Source organism: Horticoccus luteus (assembly GCF_019464535.1).
GTDB lineage: Bacteria > Verrucomicrobiota > Verrucomicrobiia > Opitutales > Opitutaceae > Horticoccus > Horticoccus luteus.
Window position 1 is genome coordinate 330,652 of the sequence record NZ_CP080507.1, and the last position, 17,662, is coordinate 348,313.

General features: G+C 67.5%; 16 protein-coding genes. 6 read left to right on the top strand and 10 right to left on the bottom strand.

The genetic code is table 11. From position 1 onward, the window contains the following. The first annotated feature begins 3 nt into the window (after window positions 1-3). From K0B96_RS01260 to K0B96_RS01285, 6 genes are all read left to right on the top strand, one after another. On the top strand, window positions 4-969 hold the full coding sequence (locus K0B96_RS01260; RefSeq protein ID WP_220162927.1) for a tyrosine-type recombinase/integrase: 966 nt from the start codon (window positions 4-6) through the stop codon (window positions 967-969). A 3-nt stretch (window positions 970-972) separates the two neighbouring features. Continuing rightward, complete coding sequence (locus K0B96_RS01265; RefSeq protein ID WP_220162929.1) at window positions 973-2,052, top strand: IS91 family transposase; 1,080 nt, start codon at window positions 973-975, stop codon at window positions 2,050-2,052. Window positions 2,053-2,321: 269 nt separating this feature from the next. Beyond that, window positions 2,322-2,693: a hypothetical protein gene (locus K0B96_RS01270; RefSeq protein ID WP_220162931.1), complete on the top strand. Its 372-nt coding sequence runs from the start codon at window positions 2,322-2,324 to the stop codon at window positions 2,691-2,693. A 149-nt stretch (window positions 2,694-2,842) separates the two neighbouring features. After that, window positions 2,843-3,808: a tyrosine-type recombinase/integrase gene (locus tag K0B96_RS01275; protein ID WP_220162933.1), complete on the top strand. Its 966-nt coding sequence runs from the start codon at window positions 2,843-2,845 to the stop codon at window positions 3,806-3,808. Between the two features lie 3 nt (window positions 3,809-3,811). Continuing rightward, entirely contained in the window at window positions 3,812-4,891 is a 1,080-nt protein-coding gene (locus K0B96_RS01280; RefSeq protein WP_220162935.1) for an IS91 family transposase, read from the top strand. Between the two features lie 773 nt (window positions 4,892-5,664). Beyond that, window positions 5,665-7,041, top strand: coding sequence for an integron integrase (locus K0B96_RS01285; protein ID WP_220162938.1), 1,377 nt, complete (start codon window positions 5,665-5,667; stop codon window positions 7,039-7,041). A 399-nt stretch (window positions 7,042-7,440) separates the two neighbouring features. Here the strand turns inward: K0B96_RS01285 and K0B96_RS01290 are convergent, their stop codons facing one another. The 10 genes from K0B96_RS01290 to K0B96_RS01335 all read right to left on the bottom strand — a co-directional run bounded on the left by K0B96_RS01290 (window position 7,441) and on the right by K0B96_RS01335 (window position 17,172). Next, window positions 7,441-8,919 carry a bifunctional 2-methylcitrate dehydratase/aconitate hydratase gene (locus K0B96_RS01290; protein WP_220162940.1) on the bottom strand — a complete coding sequence of 493 codons (1,479 nt, stop codon included), beginning with the start codon at window positions 8,917-8,919 and terminating at the stop codon, window positions 7,441-7,443. A gap of 126 nt (window positions 8,920-9,045) precedes the next feature. Continuing rightward, window positions 9,046-10,221: a bifunctional 2-methylcitrate synthase/citrate synthase gene (gene prpC / locus K0B96_RS01295; protein WP_220162942.1), complete on the bottom strand. Its 1,176-nt coding sequence runs from the start codon at window positions 10,219-10,221 to the stop codon at window positions 9,046-9,048. Between the two features lie 140 nt (window positions 10,222-10,361). Beyond that, on the bottom strand, window positions 10,362-11,210 hold the full coding sequence (gene prpB / locus K0B96_RS01300; RefSeq protein WP_220162944.1) for a methylisocitrate lyase: 849 nt from the start codon (window positions 11,208-11,210) through the stop codon (window positions 10,362-10,364). Window positions 11,211-11,429: 219 nt separating this feature from the next. Then, the gene (locus K0B96_RS01305; RefSeq protein ID WP_220162946.1) at window positions 11,430-12,416 is read right to left on the bottom strand and encodes an aldo/keto reductase; all 987 of its coding nucleotides are present in this window, start codon (window positions 12,414-12,416) and stop codon (window positions 11,430-11,432) included. A 292-nt stretch (window positions 12,417-12,708) separates the two neighbouring features. Beyond that, window positions 12,709-13,722 (bottom strand): SAM-dependent methyltransferase, encoded by a 1,014-nt coding sequence (locus K0B96_RS01310; RefSeq protein WP_220162949.1) that lies wholly within the window; start codon window positions 13,720-13,722, stop codon window positions 12,709-12,711. Window positions 13,723-13,741: 19 nt separating this feature from the next. Continuing rightward, window positions 13,742-14,539: a DUF1295 domain-containing protein gene (locus K0B96_RS01315; protein ID WP_220162951.1), complete on the bottom strand. Its 798-nt coding sequence runs from the start codon at window positions 14,537-14,539 to the stop codon at window positions 13,742-13,744. A gap of 4 nt (window positions 14,540-14,543) precedes the next feature. Further along, window positions 14,544-14,939 (bottom strand): DUF1475 family protein, encoded by a 396-nt coding sequence (locus K0B96_RS01320; protein WP_220162953.1) that lies wholly within the window; start codon window positions 14,937-14,939, stop codon window positions 14,544-14,546. Continuing rightward, window positions 14,936-15,820 carry a DUF1365 domain-containing protein gene (locus K0B96_RS01325; RefSeq protein ID WP_220162955.1) on the bottom strand — a complete coding sequence of 295 codons (885 nt, stop codon included), beginning with the start codon at window positions 15,818-15,820 and terminating at the stop codon, window positions 14,936-14,938. The genes K0B96_RS01320 and K0B96_RS01325 overlap by 4 nt, the downstream gene beginning before the upstream one ends. 17 nt (window positions 15,821-15,837) lie before the next feature. Continuing rightward, window positions 15,838-16,182: an NAD(P)/FAD-dependent oxidoreductase gene (locus K0B96_RS01330; protein WP_220162957.1), complete on the bottom strand. Its 345-nt coding sequence runs from the start codon at window positions 16,180-16,182 to the stop codon at window positions 15,838-15,840. 60 nt (window positions 16,183-16,242) lie between these two features. Next, window positions 16,243-17,172, bottom strand: a complete 930-nt coding sequence (locus tag K0B96_RS01335; protein WP_220162959.1) for an NAD(P)/FAD-dependent oxidoreductase — start codon at window positions 17,170-17,172, stop codon at window positions 16,243-16,245. Window positions 17,173-17,662: the final 490 nt, after the last annotated feature.

Consider the following 17,662-nt stretch of genomic DNA (forward strand, 5'->3'; position numbering starts at 1 on the left):
TCTATGCCCAAATCAAAATCGACGGGAAGAGAGTCCACGCACGCGTCCACGCTGCGGGGTGGCGCCAGGAAGATCGCGGCACCGGATCCGGAGTCGGTGCAGCGTTTCGCGGAGACGATGCGGCTGCGTTCGCTGGCGGCAGCGACGCAGGCCGAGTATCTGCGGTTTGTCCGCAAGTTGGCGACGCGCCACGGGGGCGATCCGGCCGCGCTCGATGAGGCCGCGGTCCGCGCGCATCTGCTGCGGTTGAAGGACGAACACCACTACTCGCCCTCGTCGATGCGAACCGCGGTGGCGGCGATGCGGGCCTACTTCGGCCTGCACCTCGGGCGCGACTGGAAGCTGTTCGATCTGGTGCGTTCGCCCTCGGCGCAAAAGCTGCCGACGGTGCTCACGCGCGCAGAGGTGGCGCGGCTGTTCGCGGTGGTGCGCGAGTTGCGTTTCCGCACACTGCTGCGGTTGATCTACGCGTGCGGATTGCGCATCGGCGAGGCGGTCAACCTGGAGGTGCGCGATCTGCGCGAAGCGGGTCGCGTGCATATCCGCGAGGCGAAGGGCAACAAGGAGCGCTACGTGCCGCTGCCGGAGGCGATGTTGCACGAGTTGCGCGCGTTCTGGCGGACGCACCGGCATCCGCGGTGGATTTTCCCGGGGGTCGGCCGCGGCTGGCGCGAGCAACCGGCGCGCGCGGCGCAACTGGCCGCCGCCGTCGAGCCGCTGGGCGTGGGCTCGGTGCAGCATTGCCTGCGGCTGGCGCGGGCCGAGGCGCGGCTGCCGGCGGGCACGGTGGTGCATACGCTGCGGCATTCGTATGCGACGCATCTGCTCGAGGAGGGCGTGTCGATCCGGCTGATCTCGGCGTATCTGGGGCACGCTTCGCTGGAGACGACGCTGATCTATACGCATCTGACGGCGGTCAACGAGAGCCACGCTCGCGCGGCGGTCGCGCGGTTGCTCGAACCACGCTGACCGGTGCCGGTCCTCGCCGACTGGCTGGCGCGCGTCCGCGTGCCGGAGCGTTGCGCGCCGCGGGCGCGGCGCGCGCTCGCAGCGATCCGCCGCTGCCGCACGCCCGCCTTGGGCGGGCATGTGTATCGCTGCACGGATTGCGCGGGCACGGACTTCGCGTATCACAGCTGCCACCACCGCGCGTGTCCGCGCTGCGGCGGCGAGCGCACCGCGGCGTGGACGGCGCAGCAGGAGGCGCGGCTGCTGCCGGTGCCGTATTTTTTGGTGACGTTCACCGTGCCGGAGGAACTGCGCGCGGTCTTCGCCGCCGAGCCGGCGTTGATGCACGACCGGCTCTTCCGCGAGAGCGCGGCGACGTTGCAACAAGTCGCGGCGGAGCGGCGGTTGCTCGGTGCGGAACTCGGCTTCGTCGGCGTGCTGCACACCTGGGGCCGGCAGCTCCAGCATCATCCGCACGTGCATTATATCGTGCCCGGCGGCGGGCTCAGCCCCGACGGCAAAAAATGGTTGAACGCGCGGCAACGCGACTGGCTGCTGCCGGTGGCGAAGCTGGCGGCGGTGTTTCGCGGGCGGATGGAGGCGGTGCTGCGCGCGAGCGCTACGGCGCGGCACGCTTCGATTCCGGCCGGCACGTGGCGGAGCCGTTGGGTCGTGCATTGCCAGTCGGCCGGCAGGGGCGAGGCGGTCGTGCGCTATCTCGCGCGCTACGTCAGCCGCACGGCGATCAGCGACGAGCGCCTCGTCGCCGCCGACGACGAGCGCGTGGTGTTTAACTATACCGATGCGAAGACCCAGCAGCGGCGGCAGTGCACGCTCGGCGCGGAAGAGTTCCTGCGGCGGTATTTGCAGCACGTGCCGCCGGCCGGCCAGCATCGCGTGCGTTACTTCGGCTGGTTGCACCCGGCGGCGCACGCCCGCCGGATGACGGTGGAGACGCTGCTGCAAAAGCCGATCGTGCTCGCGGCGCCGCCGCCGGAGGCGCCGCGCTGGCACTTGCGTTGTCCGCACTGCGAACGGTTCACGCTCGTGCGCGTGGGCACGCTGCCGCGGCAGGCGCGCGCGCCGCCCCTTTGCCAGCGATGAGTATAAAGATCAGGGACCAACTTATTATATTATTGCGACTCGCTCCCCGTGTCGCCGGCGGAAGCCTTGGTCGCGACGGACGCAAGACGGCTCGCGAGCCCGGTGACGGGCGGCGGACACCCTCTCGGCGGGCGAAAACGGACGCCGCCGGCACGTGCGCCCGCGACCGGCGAAGGATGCCGCCGTCCGGCGCTCCGCCCATCGGCGGTGGGCGGCCACTACAAAACGCATAAGCGGCGGTCGGAACCGCGGACGCCTTCGAAACGGGCTTGTTCAACCCGCGTCCCGCTGCGCGCTACGGCGCAGCAGAACGCTCAGAGTTAGCCCTTTGGTTCATTTTCGATTTTCATCCGAAAATACAAGCGACGCGTGAACGATACGATTGCATCGAAGAAGAGTCCGACAACCAAACATTCAGTGGCGAGCAACAAGATAACGACTGCAGCATTCATGTCGTGCGGATTCCCGCTCACCGCGATGCCTGCTTCGATAGGAAGAATGACAGGATACTGATACCAATGAATCGTCGGACTATTCTTGGGCACGACGGCCGCACAATAACCGAAGAACACAAGAGCGCCGGCTATGACAGTGAGGATGTGCCTCGTCATTCTGGAGCTCGTTTTTTGGCTAACGTTTGAGATCAGCCACGGGCGCTTGGGCCCGTTGGCTGTAGCGACTGGTTGAACCAAGCCGCTGCGCGGCGGGGGTGGGCGGGTGTATATAGTGCGGGGCGGGGCACGGGCGGAAGGATGGGCGGGAGGGCGGTGGCTGGCAAGGCTGCGGGTCTATGCCCAAATCAAAATCGACGGGAAGAGAGTCCACGCACGCGTCCACGCTCCGGGGTGGCGCCAGGAAGATCGCCGCGCCCGATCCGGAGTCGGTGCAGCGTTTCGCGGAGACGATGCGGCTGCGTTCGCTGGCGGCGGCGACGCAGGCCGAGTATCTGCGGTTTGTCCGCCAGTTGGCGGCGCGCTGCGGCGGCGATCCGGCCGCGCTCGATGAGGCCGCGGTCCGCGCGCATCTGCTGCGGTTGAAGGACGAACACCACTACTCGCCTTCGTCGATGCGAACCGCAGTGGCGGCGATGCGGGCCTACTTCGGCGTGCACCTCGGGCGCGACTGGAAGCTGTTCGATCTGGTGCGTTCGCCCTCGGCGCAAAAGCTGCCGACGGTGCTCACGCGCGCAGAGGTGGCGCGGCTGTTCGCGGTGGTGCGGGTGCCGCGGTTCCGCACACTGCTGCGGTTGATCTACGCGTGCGGATTGCGCATCGGCGAGGCGGTCAACCTGGAGGTGCGCGATCTGCGCGAAGCGGGTCGCGTGCATATCCGCGAGGCGAAGGGCAACAAGGAGCGCTACGTGCCGCTGCCGGAGGCGATGTTGCACGAGTTGCGCGCGTTCTGGCGGACGCACCGGCATCCGCGGTGGATTTTCCCGGGGGTCGGCCGCGGCTGGCGCGAGCAACCGGCGCGCGGGGCGCACCTGGCCGCCGCCGTCGAGCCGCTGGGCGTGGGCTCGGTGCAGCATTGCCTGCGGCTGGCGCGGACCGAGGCGCGGCTGCCGGCGGGCACGGTGGTGCATACGCTGCGGCATTCGTATGCGACGCATCTGCTCGAGGAGGGCGTGTCGATCCGGCTGATCTCGGCGTATCTGGGGCACGCTTCGCTGGAGACGACGTTGATCTATACGCATCTGACGGCGGTCAACGAGAGCCACGCCCGCGCGGCGGTCGCGCGGTTGCTCGAACCACGCTGACCGGTGTCGGTGCTCGCCGACTGGCTGGCGCGCGCCCGCGTGCCGGAGCATTGCGCGCCGCGGGCGCGGCGCGCGCTCGCAGCGATCCGCTGCTGCCGCACGCCCGCCTTGGGCGGGCACGTGTATCGCTGCACGGAGTGCGCGGGCACGGACTTCGCGTATCACAGTTGTCACCATCGCGCTTGCCCGCGCTGCGGCGGCGAGCGCACCGCGGCGTGGACGGAGCGGCAGGAGGCGCGGCTGCTGCCGGTGCCGTATTTCCTGGTGACGTTCACCGTGCCGCAGGAACTGCGCGCGGTCTTCGCCGCCGAGCCGGCGTTGATGCACGACCGGCTCTTCCGCGAGAGCGCGGCGACGTTGCAACAAGTCGCGGCGGAGCGGCGGTTGCTCGGTGCGGAACTCGGCTTCGTCGGCGTGCTGCACACCTGGGGCCGGCAGCTCCAGCATCATCCGCACGTGCATTATATCGTGCCCGGCGGCGGGCTCAGCGCCGACGGCAAAAAATGGGTGAACGCGCGGCAACGCGACTGGCTGCTGCCGGTGGCGAAGCTGGCGGCAGTGTTTCGCGGGCGGATGGAGGCGGTGCTGCGCGCGAGCGCTCCGGCGCGGCACGCTTCGATTCCGGCCGGCACGTGGCGGAGCCGTTGGGTCGTGCACTGCCAGCCGGCCGGCAGCGGCGAGGCGGTCGTGCGCTATCTCGCGCGCTACGTCAGCCGCACTGCGATCAGCGACGAGCGCCTCGTCGTCGCCGATGACGAACGCGTGGTGTTTAACTATACCGACACGAAGACGCAGCAGCGGCGGCAGTGCACGCTCGGCGCGGAAGAGTTCCTGCGGCGGTATTTGCAGCACGTGCCGCCGGCCGGCCAGCATCGCGTGCGTTACTTCGGCTGGCTGCACCCGGCGGCGCACGCCCGCCGGATGACGGTGGAGACGCTGCTGCAAAAGCCGATCGTGCTCGCGGCGCCGCCGCCGGAGGCGCCGCGCTGGCACTTGCGCTGCCCGCACTGCGAACGGTTCACGCTCGTGCGCGTGGGCACGCTGCCGCGGCAGGCGCGCGCGCCGCCCCTTTGCCAGCGATGAGTATAAAGATCAGGGACCAACTTATTATATTATTGCGGCCCGCGCCCCGTGCCGCCGGCGGCAGCCTTGGCCGCGACCGACGCAAGACGGCTCGCGCCCCCGGTGACGGGTGGCGGACTCCCTCTCGGCGGGCGAAAACGGACGCTACCGGCACGTGCGCCCGCGACCGGCGAAGGATGCCGCCGTCCGGCGCTCCGCCCATCGGCGGTCGGAGGCCACTACAAAACGCATAAGCGGCGGACGGAACCGCGGACGCCTTCGAAACGGGCTTGTTCAACCCGCGTCCCGCTGCGCGCTACGGCGCAGCAGAACGCTCAGAGATCGGCTCTTTCTGGGACGCGCGCAATAGAACGACGCGCTTTTCATCGGTCGCCGAAAGGCGGCCATAATCTACGTCGATCATGATCCCACGACAGGAACAACGGGCACTTTCTTTCGGGTGCGATTCGAGCACCTCGCCGCACGAGGGACACTGATAGTAAAGGTCCGCACCGGTAGGCCATCCCTTCGAGCAATCAAAGGGCACGACTTTACTGGCGAACCGGGAGTTGAACTCAGAAGCCGTCATTTCTTCCGCCGATCAGTGTTATTCGCCCATACTCAGTGTGGCAATGCCAGAACTGAACGAGAGCGGGGGTTGCAGTTGAGGTGGGGAACGGAAACTCGGTTAGCCGTTGTGTCGTCGTGGTTTGGTTTCATGCGACGGCGGTCGGTCGGCGGCGAAACCTTGGGAATCGGATTGCTCGGGGCCGCGCAAAAGCCACACTGGCAGTATGGCTTTAGCAGGCGAGCGCACAGAGCAAAATCTGGACGAAATCGTGTCATTTCCGGAGTGGCGCGAAGTGTTGAACGGGGCGAGCGCATGGTCGGCGGAAGTGAAGCAGGCGCATGTCAGGGCAATTTTAGGGTTGTTGCGAGCTTGCAAATCCACGGGCCGGCCGCTGTCGGCGGGTTTCATCCGCTGGCATCTGGCGCGTGCTGGTTTGACGGAGAACGCGCGGCGGGCCGAGCGCGCGGCGTTCGCCTGGCTCTTCAAGGCGGCCAGAGCGGCGGGCAAGACGCGCCCGGCGGCGCGCGGGTTTGGGGAGCCCGAGGTCGGGGCGCAACGGCCGGCGGATAACCCGCGGCGGTCGGGGCCGGGAGCGGGGGCGGGAGCGAGGCCGGCCGTGCCGCCGCTGGCGGCGGCGGATCAGGGCGGAGCGGAGTGGGAGCGCGCGTTGATCACGGCCATCCGGCGCAAGGGATTTTTGTGGCGCACGGAGCAGACGTATCGGGCATGGGCGGCGCGGTTCGCGCGGTTCCTGGCGCCGCGCTCGCCCGAGGCGGCCTCCGGGGACGATGTGGCGGCGTTTCTCTCCGCGCTGGCCGTCGAGCAGCGCGCAGCGCCGTCCACGCAGAAGCAGGCGCTCAATGCGCTGGTGTTCTTCATGCAGGAAGCGTTGCGGATGGATCTGGGTGAAATGGATTTTCGGCGCGCGCGCGCTCGCGAGAGAATACCGACCGTGTTGAGCAAGGCGGAGGTGCGGCAGGTGCTGGAGCAACTGCCGGGCGGCTACCGACTGATGGCGGAGGTGATGTATGGGAGCGGGCTGCGGTTGATGGAACTGCTGCGGCTGCGCGTGCACCACCTGGATCTGGCGCGCGGGCAATTGAACGTTTACGGCGGGAAAGGCGACAAGGACCGGCTGACGGTGCTGCCGGAATCGCTGCGGGAAAAACTGGAGGCTCATCTGGCCCGACTGCGGGAGATTTTCGCGCAGGACCGGGCGGCGGACGCGCCGGGAGTGTGGTTGCCGGAAGGGCTGGCCCGGAAATATCCCAAGGCGGGGGTGACGTGGGAGTGGCAGTGGTTGTGGCCGTCGCGCGAATTCATGCAGGACCCGGAGACGGGGCGGCGGCGGCGACATCATATCCTCGACGGGACGTTCCAGAATGCGGTGCGCAAGGCGGCGGGCGCGGCGGGGATGACGAAACGCGTGACGCCGCATGTGCTGCGGCACTCGTTTGCGACGCATCTGCTGGAGGCGGGCACCGATATCCGGACGGTGCAGGAACTACTGGGCCACCAGAGCGTGGAGACGACGCAGATCTATACGCATGTGATGCAGAAGCCGGGGCTGGGCGTGCGGAGTCCGCTGGATGCGGGGTGAAGGGGTGCGGGCGGGCGGACGGCGGCGGAGGACGGACGGCGGACGGCGGAGGACGGACGGCGGAGGACGGACGGCGGACGGCGGAGGACGGAGGACGGAGGAGGGAAACCTGAAGGAGCAGAGGGGGGCGCGAAAGGATGCCGGGTGAGGGCACCCGGCCCACAGGGATGAGGTGAAGCGCGGAGGCGTTCCGCAACGGGACGAGCGGGCGGATTAGGCGATCGTTCTCGTTATCTTAATCTTTCTCGGGTTGGCGAGCGGAAGGGCGAGAGGGCGGAGAACACTGCGGTCGGATGTCGGGTGAGGGCACCCGGCCCACAGGGCGGGACGGACGGGCGCGAGAACGATTACGATTATGATTACGATTACGAAAATGGGGGAAATTTTGGTGGAGTCCTCTTACGCGGAGAGGTGGTGGCTGAGTTCTGATACGGGCATCGGTTCGAGTTGATGGGGGGCGTTGAATAGAGTGGCGAGGAGCGTGGCCTTCTCCGAGCTGTAGTGAGCAGTGAAGGCGGCGGCGGCTTTTTGCTGAAGGAGCGGGATGCCGTCTTTCCTCCGGCGGCGGTGGCCGATCGGGAAGTGCACTTCGATGCGGTCGGTGGCGGTGCCGTCGGTGAAGAAGATTTGGACGGCGTTGGCGATGGAGCGTTGCCCGGCGTCGAGGTAGTCGCGGCTGTAGGTTTTCTCTTCGCGCACAACCATCTTCGCGCGGAGGGCATCGATGCGGGGATCGGCGGCGATTTTGTCTTCGTAATGTTCGGCGGTGAGGTCGCCGAACAGGAGGCCGATGGCGGTCATATATTGCAGGCAGTGATCGCGGTCGGCGGGATTGTGGAGCGGGCCGGTTTTATCGATGATGCGGATGGCGGACTCGTGGGTGGTGAGTTCGATGCGGGCGATGTCGGCAAGGCGGTCGCGGACGAGCGGGTGGAGTTGCACGGCGCATTCGACGGCGGTCTGGGCGTGGAATTCGGCGGGGAAGGAGATTTTGAAGAGGACATTTTCCATCACATAGCTGCCGAGCGGGCGGGCGAGTTTGACGGGTTGGCCGCGGAAGGAGACATCTTGGAAGCCCCAGGTTTTGGCGGTGAGGACGGAGGGGTAGCCCATCTCGCCAGTGAGGGCGATGAGGGCGAGGCGGACGGCGCGGCTGGTGGCATCGCCGGCGGCCCAGGATTTACGGGAGCCGGTGTTGGGCGCGTGGCGGTAGGTGCGGAGGGCGGAGCCATCGAGCCACGCGTGGGAGAGGGCGTTGACGATTTGGTCGCGGGTGCCGCCGAGCATGGCGGTGGTGACGGCGGTGGAGGCGATGCGGACGAGGAGGACGTGATCGAGGCCGACGCGGTTGAAGGAGTTTTCGAGGGCGAGGATGCCTTGGATTTCGTGGGCCTTGATCATCGCGACGAGGAGGTCGCGGACGGTGAGGGAGGAAGGACGAATGGCGGATGACGAATTGAAGGCGCGGACGGGCGTGCCGGCGGCGGCGTTGCGCGAGAGCCAGTCGGCGGTGGCGAGAAGGGCGCCGAGGTTGTCGGAGGGATGACCCCATTCGGCGGCGAGCCAGGTGTCGTTGAAATCGAGCCAGCGGACGAGGGTGCCGATGTTGAAGGCGGCTTGCACAGGATCGAGCTCGTAGGGCGTGCCGGGGACGCGGGCGCCGTTGGCGATGGTGGTGCCGGGGACGACGGGGCCGAGGAGTTTCGTGCAGGCGGGATATTTCAGCGCCATGATGCCGCAGGCGAGGGTGTCGAGGAGGCACCAGCGGGCGGTGTCGAGCGCCTCGGCGGAGGGCGCGTTGTAGTGAAGCGCGTAGTCGGCGAGGGTGACCAGGAGGTCGTCGGGCGGCGGGCGGAGGTTGGAAATGGGAGAGGACATGGAGGCAGTAGTGAGTAGCGGGTAGCGGGCCAGAGGTGCGCGAGGAATCGTTCTCGTTCTCTTACTCGTAATTTTTCTCAAGATTGGGAAATGGGAGAACGAGAAAGATTACGTGAACGAGAACGATTATAGGCGTTGGTCGAGCGGGACGAAGGGGCGCGGGGCGGGGCCGGTGTAGTGCGCGCTGGGGCGGATGATTTTGCCGTCCTGGCGTTGCTCGATCACGTGGGCGCCCCAGCCAGCGGTGCGGGCGACGACGAAGAGCGGCGTGAACATGGGCGTGGGTATGCCCATGAGGTCGTAGGCGACCGCGCTATACCAATCGAGGTTGGGAAACATTTTCTTGAGTTCCCACATGACGTGTTCGATGCGCTCGGCGATGGCGAAGCGTTCGGGGCGGCCGCCGGCGGTGCAGAGTTCGCGCGCGATGTCTTTGATGATGGCGTTGCGCGGATCGCTGATCGTGTAAACGGGATGGCCGAAGCCGATGACGATTTCCTTGCGGGCGACGCGAGCGCGAAGGTCGGCCTCGGCTTCGTCGGCGGTGCGGTAGCGGAGTTGGATTTCGTGGGCGACTTCGTTGGCGCCGCCGTGTTTGGGGCCGCGGAGGGCGCCGATGGCGCCGGTGAGGCACGCATACATGCCGGAGCCGGTGCCGGCGATCACGCGCGCGGTGAACGTGGAGGCGTTGAACTCGTGTTCGGCGTAAAGAATGAGGGAGCGATCGAGGGCGCGCACATGCGCGGGATCGGGGGTGCGTTGATGGAGCAGGCGGAGGAAGTGCGCGGCGACGGAGGGTTCGGCGGTTTCGACGGCGATGCGTTGGCCGGTGGTCGAAAAATGATGCCAGTAGAGCAGCAGACCGGGCAGGCAGGCGATGAGGCGGTCGATGATGGCGCGGGCGGCGGGTGCATCGGTCGGGCCGGCGCTGCCGGGGGCGGAGGGCTCGGGGTTGAGTGCGCCGAGGGCGGATACGCCGGTGCGCAGGACGTCCATCGGATGGGTGGCGGCGGGGAGTTGTTCGAGGATGGCGAGGACGGGCGCGGGGAGGCTGCGGAGCGAGGCGAGGCGCGCGTGGTAGGCGGCAAGTTCGGCGCGATCGGGCAGGTGTTCGTGGATGAGGAGGTGCGCGACTTCCTCGTAGGTGGTCTCGCGCGCGAGGTCGGCGATGTCGTAGCCGCGGTAATGCAGGTCGTTGCCGGAATGACCGACGGTGCAGAGAGCGGTGTTGCCGGCGACGATGCCGGAGAGGGCGACGGACTTCTTGGGTTTGAAAGCGGGAGGTATATCGGAGGTGCTCATGGCAAGGGGGGCGGAACTGGAGAACGCTGTGGGTGAAGTGCCCTCTCGCCGAACCTTGTGCACTCTGGCGGAGTGAGGGCACCCCGCCCACAACTTCACGTTGGGTGGTTCTAACGGAGCGGCGCGGTGGGGGAGAGTGTTCAGGGTTTCGCGGGCGGGGTGTAGCCGAGAACGGAATAGAGTTCGGCGCGGGGTTGCATGCGGTCGAGGGTGGCGCGTTGGGTGCCGTCGCGTTGGAGAGCGGCGTAAACATCGCGCGAGGCGGCGGCGGCGGCGCGGGCGGCGCTGAGAGGATAAAGCGCGAGCGCGATGCCGGCGGAGCGAAGCTCGTCGAGGGTGAAGAGGGGCGTCTGGCCGAACTCGGTGAGGTTGGCGAGGACGGGGGCGCGGACGGCGGCGGTGAACGCGCGGTAGTCGTCGAGGGTGCGCAATGCTTCGGCGAAAATCATGTCGGCGCCGGCGGCGAGGTAGCTTTGCGCGCGGGCGATGGCGGCGGGGAGGCCTTCGACCGCGGCGGCATCGGTGCGCGCCATGACGACGAAGGTGGGATCAGGCTTGCCGGTGAGGGCGGCGCGGACGCGGGCGCACATTTCGTCGGACGACACGAGGTGTTTGCCGGGCAGGTGGCCGCAGAGTTTGGCGGGGACTTGATCTTCGAGATGAACGGCGGCGACTCCGGCGGCGGCGAGGGCGCGGACGGTGGCCGCGGGGTCGTCCCAACCGGTGTCGATATCAACGAGGAGCGGGAGGTCGACGCGGCGCGTGATGCGGCGGGCATCGGTGAGGACGTCGTCGAGGGTGGTGGTGCCGGTGTCGGGGAGGCCGCAGGAGTAATTGGCGACGCCGGCGCCGGAGAGGTAGAGGGCGCGGAAGCCGGCGCGTTGGGCGAGGAGCGCGGCGTAGGCGTTGAGGGTGCCGACGACTTGCAGCGGTGACGCGGCGGCGAGGGCGGAGCGGAATTTGGCGCCGGGAGTCGGGGAGGAGCTCACGGGCGCGAAGGTGTCACGGGAGCGGGGTGGTTGTCGAGGGGGCACAGAGGACGCAGAGCTCTGACACAGAGGAAGCCGGAGGCCGTGAGCGGGAGGGGTGGCGTGGGAGGCGGATAGGTGCCGATGGGGGATGGGCGAGGCGGCGGGGCGAAACGCTGACGCGTTCCGCTACGAGGCGGAACGGTGGCTTGGTGCGGTGCAGGGAGCGGGTTGCGGTGATTACCAGGCGTAGGCTTCGGGGGCGGGGCCGCCGGGGCCGGGGAAGATTTCGTCGAGTTGGCGGAGCGTGTCGGGCGAGAGCGTGACGTCGAGGGCGCGGAGAGCGTCGGTGAGTTGCGCCATCGTGCGGGGGCCGATGATGGGGGCGGTGACGGCGGGTTGCGCGAGGAGCCAGGCGAGGGCGACGTCGGCCGGCGGGAGGTCGAGCGTGCGGCAGAGAGTTTCGTAGCGTTCCAGTTGGGGGCGCCTGGCCTCGATTTGTTTTTGGAAATCGGGGGCGGCGCGGCGGCCGGAGGCGGCTTTGGCGAGCGCGCCGCCGAGGAGACCGCCACCGAGGGGACTCCATGGGATGAGGCCGACGCCGAAGTGCGTGCAGGCGGGAATCACTTCGAGTTCGAGGGTGCGGGCGGTGAGGTTGTAGAGGCTTTGTTCGCTGACGAGGCGCGGTTGCTGGCGCAGGTCGGCGGTGGTGCAGGCGGTCGCGAGATCCCAGCCGGCGAAATTGCTGGAGCCGACGTAGTAGATTTTGCCTTGGCGCTGGAGCGTTTGCATGGCGCCGAGCCATTCGTCGATCGGGCAGGCGCGGTCGACGTGGTGCATTTGATAGAGATCGAGGTGATCGGTCTGGAGGCGGCGGAGGCTGGCTTCGCATTCGCGCATGATTTTGCGCGCGCTGAGGCCGCGATCGAGATTCGGGTCGGGGCGTGCGGGGCGGTCCATCATGCCGAAGACTTTGGTGGCGAGGACGACGAAGTCGCGGCGGCCGCCGCCTTGGGCGAGCCAGCGGCCGATGATGTTTTCGGTGACGCCTTCGCCGCGCTGGCGGCCGTAAACATCGGCGGTGTCGAAGAAATTAACGCCCTGCTCGACGGCGCGGTCCATGATGGCAAACGCGTCGGCTTCGCTCGTGAAGGGGCCGAAGTTCATGGTGCCGAGGCAGAGACGGGAGACGCGGAGGCCGGAGCGGCCGAGGTGGGTGTAGTGCATAAAACGGGGGGGGCGAAAGGGTGGGTGATGCGGGTGAAGCGCGAACGGCGGCAGGGCGGGGCGGATGGCGCGGGCGCCGGGACGGAATAACCTGTGGTCAAGCGCGAGGGTTTTGCGAACGCGAGGGCGAGATCAGCGGCGCGTCGGCCGGGGTTACGACCGGAGGGAAGCGTCGCTGAGAAATGCCGCGCGGGACACGCCGCCGAAATCGGACCGTGGGAGATCGTGCGCTTTTTCTTCGTCGAGTTCGTTCGCGAAAACGAGCGGGAGAAGGAGGACGATCGTGTGGGGATCAGGCGGGTTTGGTGAAGAGGTAGTGGCTGACGAGCCACTCTTCGCCGTCGCGGTAGCGCCAGAGTTCGGAGCAGGCCAAATAGAACACGCGCCAGTAGGCCCACCATTTCACGGCGTGTTCGCGGCCGTAGATGTCGACGAAGAGCGGGAGAATTTCGTCGCGATGAGCGTCCATGTTTTTCAACCAGTGCTCGGCGGTGCGGTGATAGTGGGTGCCATTGACGCGCCAGTCGGAGAGGAGGGTGAGATCGCGTTGAAACTGCGGCAGGAGGTCGTGAGCGGGCATTTGTCCGCCCGTGAAAAAGTAGCGACTCATCCAGTCGGAGGCGTCGCGGGCGACGAAGTGATACGAGAGGCGGGTGTGGGTGAAGATATGAACGAAGAGGAGGCCGCCGGATTTGAGCCAGCGGGCGATGTGGGCGAGGAGTCGCTCGTAGTTTTTCAGGTGTTCGAACATCTCGATGGAGACGACGCGGTCGAATTGCGCGGGGGCGATGTCGAAGGCGTTGATATCGCAGGTGAGGATGCGGAGATTGATGAGGCCGCGTTTGCGCGCTTCGGTGTCGATAAACTCTTTTTGGGGGCGGGAGTTGGAGACGCCGGTGATCTGGGCGCGCGGGAAACGTTGCGCGAGATAGAGCGAGAGGGAGCCCCAGCCGCAGCCGAGTTCGAGGATGTGCTGGCCGTCGGCGAGGCGGGCGCGTGCGACGTAGAGCGCGAGCATGGCGTCTTCCGCGGCGGCGAGGGTGGCGTCGGGGCGTTCGTAGAGGCAGCAGGAGTATTTGAGGCGCGGGCCGAGGCAGAAGCGGAAGAACGGCGGCGGGACCTCGTAGTGTTGCTCGTTGGCGGCGCGGGTGTCTTCGGCGATCGGGCGGGTGCGGAGATCGGCGACGTAAGCGGCGCGGTCGTAATCGGCGGAAGCGGCGCGCAGGCGCTGGCGGAGCAGGCGGCGGATGCCGAGGCGAAGGAGCCAGTCGGGCAGGAGGTTTTTTTCGAGCAGGCGGTCGATCATGCGAAGGAGTGGAAGAGCGTTAGCGCGGGGCGCGGCGCGGAAGCCACGGGATGAACGCCGAAGTGGTTTGCTGATAGCGGTGGTAAGCGTCGCCCTTGGAGCGGAGGGATTGTTGCTCGGCGATCGGAATGCCCGTGACGCGCAGGAGCAGGTAGAGAATCGCGGCGGGAGCGATGACGGCGAGCCAGCCCCACGGGGCGGCGAGCGCGAAAAGGAAATAGGCGACCCACACGAGCCATTCGCAAAAATAATTGGGGTGACGGCTGAAGCGCCAGAGGCCGACGTCGCAGACGCGGCCGCGGTGGGAACGGTGGCGTTTGAAGGCGGCGAGTTGCGCATCGGCGGTGGCTTCGCCGAGGACGGCGAGGAGCCAGAGGGCGGCAGCGACGAATTCAACCGGGTGAAAACGCGGATCGCGGTGGAGAGCGATCAAGAGGAACGGGACGCCGAGGAGCACGACGGAGGCGGCTTGGAGTTGGAAGAAGCCGGCCATTTTGGGCGCGAAGTTTCCCGCCCAGTCACGGCGAAGCTGGGCGTAACGGGTGTCTTCGGCGGGATGGTGCCGGGCGATGCGGAGGAGGAGATGCGTGCCGAGGCGCGCGCTCCAGATGACCGCGAGCGCGCCGAGGAGGAGACGGCGCGGCAGCCAGCCGGGGGCGGCGAACGCGTAGAACGCGACGAGCAGGCCGAAGGCGTAGGACCACGCGATGTCGACGATGCCGTAGTTGTCGAGGCGACGCGCGAGGAGGTAGAGGCAACCGAACACCACGCACAGGGCCACGAGTGCGGCGAGGGGGAGGAGGAGAGCGGGCGGCATGGCGTCAGGCGAGAAAGAGGACCGCGATGCCAGCGGCGGCGAGGAGCGGACCGAGCAGGCCGATGCGGTGGGTGCGGCGCGTGAGCACCTCGGAGAAGGGGGCGGTGCGCGGGACGGAGCAGAGCTCGGAGAGCGAGAACGCGGCGAGGGCGATGTTGCCGAGGATAAGGATGGCGATGAGCCAAGCGAGGCGGGCGAGCCAGTGGGTGCGTTTATAAAACGCCCAGACGTAAAACGTGAGAAAACCGAAGAACGCGTCGAAGAGCGTGGCGATGAACCACGGATGGGTGAGGACAGGACGCGGGACGGCGAACAGGGGACATTGCGCGCCGGCCCAGATCGTGACGGCGAGCATCGCGACGAGGACGGCCACGGCGAGAAGGCGCAGGGTGACAATCATGATGCGGACGAAAGAGGTTTGGGAGCGGGCGGCGGGGCAGCGGGCGTGGCGAGGGTACCGTGGGGGCGATAGACGTTGCGCTGGTCGGCGGGGCGGGCGGATTTCGCGAACCACGGGACACGTTTCCACCAAAGGCGCAGGGCGTGGAAATGGATCAACGCGATAATGCGGAGCGTGAGGAGCGGATACTTGAGCGTGAACCACGCGAGGCGTGCGCGGGTGAGCTCGCGCCGGTGGCCGCAGACGGTGCTGGTGAGGGTGCGGGCGCCGGCGGTGTAGTCGTCGATTTGGAGGGAGAGGACGTCGCCGGGGAGGCGGAGGTGGAAATCGAAGGCGACATCGACGTCGGAAAACGGGGAGACGTAGAAGTGTTTGGGGACGCGCAGGTGAAAGCCGTCGGCGGTGCGGGTCGGCGGAGCGAAGAAGTAGGGTTTTACCTCTCGGAAGGTGTTGGTGACTTCGGCGATGGCGGCGGCGGGCGCGCCGGAAGCGTCGGTGCAAAAGTAGAATGAGACGGGGTTGAAAAGGTAGCCGGCGATGCGCGGGAGGGTGATGAGGACGATGCGTCCGCCGGACAGATCGACGCCGTGGGCGGCGGCGAAGGCGACGACGCGAGACTTGAGGGAGGCGGACGCGGCGCCGGGCGGAGGGCGCGGCGGCGGTGTGTCGGGGTGGTGGGCGGGACCGTCGAGGGGCAGGTAGTCGCGTTCGCGAAAACTGTAGAGATTGCGACGGTTGACGGACAGAAGCGCGGAAGTCGCGGGCAGCGCGGCGAGTTCGTCGAGATCGATCGCGAAGTAGAAGAGCCGATACGAAAACCGGTGGCGGCGCGGAGCGAACCGCGCGTGCATGATCTGGCATTCGTAGAGGCAGGAGTTCACGGAGTAGCGAGGTGGTGTCAGGCGACGGCGACGAGGGGAGCGGCGGCGGCTTCGGGTTCGGCGACGGCGAATTGAGCCCAAGGGTCGCAGCCGAGGAGTTGCGTGCTCAGTTGGACGGCGCTCAGGAGGGCGTCTTCGTGGAAACCGTAGCGGAAATAGCTGCCGGCGAAAAACGTGCGCGTGGTGTCGGCGGCGAGGGCGTTCAGGCGCGGGAGATGCGGCTGGGCGCGGAGGGCGGCGAGGTCGAAGAGCGGATGGTCGTAGGCGAGCGTGCGCAGGATGCGGCGGGGATCGATGGCTTCGGCGCGGTTGAGGGAGACGAAATAGTTTTCGCGGTCGGAGACGCCTTGGAGCGAGTTCATCCAATAATGGGTCGCAGTGGAGGCGGGGATGTCGGCGGCGATTTCGTAGTTCCAACTCGACTAGGCGAGGCGGTGCCGCGGCATGACGCGGGTGTCGGTGTGGACGGTCGCGACGTTGGGTTGATAGCGGAAGGCGCGGAGCAGGCGGGCTTCATCGGTGGTGGGCGCGGCGAGCAGGCGAAGGGCCTGGTCGGCGTGGCACGCGAAGATGACGTGATCGAAGAGGTGATGTTCACCGCGCGCGGTGCGGAGCGTGACGCCGAGGGCATGCCGTGCGACCTGGGTGACGGGGTCGCCGAGGCGGATGCGGTCGCGCCAAGGCGCGGAGATCCGCTGCACGTAAACGCGCGAGCCGCCGGCGACGGTGCGCCACGGGTGCTGGGTGTGAAGGCCGAGAAAGCCGTGGTTGTGGAAAAAGCGCAGGAGCGTGACGGCGGGGAACGAAGCCATCTGCTCGGGCGGCGCGCTCCACACCGCGGAACTCATGGGCGCGAGGTAGAGGTGGAGAAAATCGGCGCCGTAGTTCCCGGCGCGGGCGTAGTCGGCGACGGTCAAGCCGTCGAGTGAGGCGGTGTCGGCGAGGGCGCGGACGGCTTCGGCGTTGAAGCGATTGATCGCGGCGAGCATGCGATAGAAGCGCGGGCGGAGGAGGTTGCGGCGCTGGGCGAAGAGGTGGTTGAGGGACGAGCCGCAAAACTCCAACCCTGTGCCGGCGTGGCGGACGCTGAACGACATCGGGGCCGGCTGGGTAGGAATCTCCAGCAGATCGAAGAGGCGCGAGAGGTGCGGATAGGTGACGCGGTTGAACACCATGAAACCGGTATCAAGCGCGACGGGGTGAGCGGCGCCCGGCTCAGGGACGTCGATCGTGTGGGCGTGACCGCCGAGGCGCGGTTCGGCCTCGAAGAGGGTCAGATCGAACTGACGATGAAGAAAATGGGCGCAGCCGAGGCCGGCGATACCCGTTCCAATAATGGCGAGGCGAGACATGTGCGAAAGCGCTCATGCAAATTGCAGGAGACACTGCCATTGTGCCGGGGGTGGACGACCGCGCGAATTGAAACACACGAAATACGAAGACTTTAATTCACTTCGAAATGCATCCAGACCGCGCGGTCGTGACGTAACGGCGGGACGGCGCGGTGGGCGAAGGGGGCTCGGACGACGCGGGCGAGCGGTGTCCGTGCCGGCGCGCAGCGACACGGACGCGGGCGGCGAAGGGGGAACCGCAAAAGCAAAAAAGCCGCGCCGAAGGAGCGCGGCGAGGAGGGGGAGGCGGCTTTACGCCTGCGGGTCGATGTCGTGGGTGCGCTCGGTGACGTCGCGGTGCAGGGCGGCGCGTTCGGGGCGCTTCGGGACCTGGACGCTGGACGCTTGCACGGTGGCGAGCGCGATGGCGGCGGCGGCGGGCACGACTTTCTTGAAGGCGGAGAACTCCGGGTGTGCGAGCGCGGCGCGTTGCGCGGCGAGAATCGAAGCG